We start from the raw sequence: 1,572 nt of genomic DNA, 5'->3' as shown, positions 1-1,572 counted from the left end.
GGCAATGCCACGTAGCTTAGTTTGATCTTGTTGCTGTGGCTGGGTGGTGCCGGATGGTGGGTGGGGTGTGGTGGCGGGTGCCGGTGTCGGTGGTTTTCTTCTGGCGGTAGAGGTTGGCGTGGCGGTGGCGTTTGACGACGCGGGGGTAGGTGCGTTGGCGTCGGGGCGGGTTGAGGTTGGCCGGGCGGGTGATCTGTTCGGCGATCATGTGGGCGGCTGTTTGGAGGTCTTCAGGGGGGAAAAGCCGCGGTGCCGGTGGCGGAGCGGCGGACCAGGCGCAGGGTGCGCATGTAGCTGATCCGGTCTGGATCGAGTCCGGCGGCGGTGGCGGCTCGCCCGATCAGGGCGCTGATGGCGTAGTGGACCAGCAGATAGCCCCAGATTTCGGCGTAGGCCAGGTCCGGGCTTTTGGAGCGCAGTACCCGGCCCGATCCGCGAAGGTGGGTCTTGACCTGGTCGATCCCGGTCTCCTCCTCCCAGCGCTGGTGGTAGGCGCGGGCCAGCTCGGCCGCGGAGGCCTGCCGTGGATCCACGATCGTGGTGATGAGGCGGATCACCTCGCGTCGGGCCGGGTCTCCCCGATCGGGCACGTCGTATTCGATGACCCGCACTATCCGGGCTGTGCCGGGATCGGGCTGCGCTCCCGCGCGGGCGGTGGCCAGGATCTGCTCGCGCCGCCCGCCCTGGACCTTGGAGTCGATCACCACCGACAGGTAGGTGCCATCGGCCAGGGGCGTGAGCACCGGCAGCCCCAGCTGGCCCGGGGCCCGCCAACACAGCGCGGCACCGGTATCGGCGGCCATGCGCCAGGCAGGGAAGCCGTAGAAGTTCCGGTCGGCGGTGAGCAGCCAGTCCGTACCCAACCGGTTCAGCAACGGCACCGCCAGGGTCTTCTCGCCAGTGGCGAACGGGCCGATCTCGGCATCGAGCATGGCATGCGTGCCGCACTCGGCCACCGCGACCACCCGCGCCTTCGGGAACGGCGACCCGCCCGCTGCCCTGGTGGTGTATCCGAACTCTGCCGCGTTCTCCGGCGTGTCCTGCACATCCAGGCTGAACCCGTCGATGGCCATCACGCGCCAACCACGCAGGAACCCCCCGGCGGTGTCATACTCCGCCACCGGCACCGCCACCTGCTCGAACACCGCCCGCATCACCGCCGGCCCAATACGCTTACGCGCCTGAGTCACCGCCGAAGACGTCGGAGCCGCCCAGCCGGCATCCCACACCCCGAACGCCGACAACGACCCGGTGACCCTGCCCGCGACCTCATCCTGCGGCTCATCCGGGAACAGACACAAACCCATCGTCAAATACACCGCCACATGCGCCGGCAACTTCCCACCCCGCCGCCGCTCCCGCACCCCACACGCGTCAACAGCCGCATCCACCCGATCCCGGGACACCGCCTGGACCAACACCCCGACAGAAACCTGATCCATCAACGCCACCGGCCGAACAACCGGCGAAACAACATCCTGGGACACGACACCGACCCTAACCGACCACCCCGAACCACAGACGAAAACCACAGACCAACACCATGATCAAACTAAGCTACGTGGCATTGCC

General features: G+C 67.9%; 1 protein-coding gene. It reads right to left on the bottom strand.

What is annotated here, in order from left to right; all coding sequences use genetic code 11:
- Window positions 1-230: 230 nt before the first annotated feature.
- On the bottom strand, window positions 231-1,442 hold the full coding sequence (locus tag ABH926_RS51455) for an IS4 family transposase (protein ID WP_370374753.1): 1,212 nt from the start codon (window positions 1,440-1,442) through the stop codon (window positions 231-233).
- Window positions 1,443-1,572: the final 130 nt, after the last annotated feature.

Origin of the sequence: Catenulispora sp. GP43 (genome assembly GCF_041260665.1) — a bacterium.
Classification (GTDB): domain Bacteria; phylum Actinomycetota; class Actinomycetes; order Streptomycetales; family Catenulisporaceae; genus Catenulispora.
Note: the sequence above shows the minus strand (reverse complement) of the source record. Positions and strands in the feature narration are given on the sequence as shown.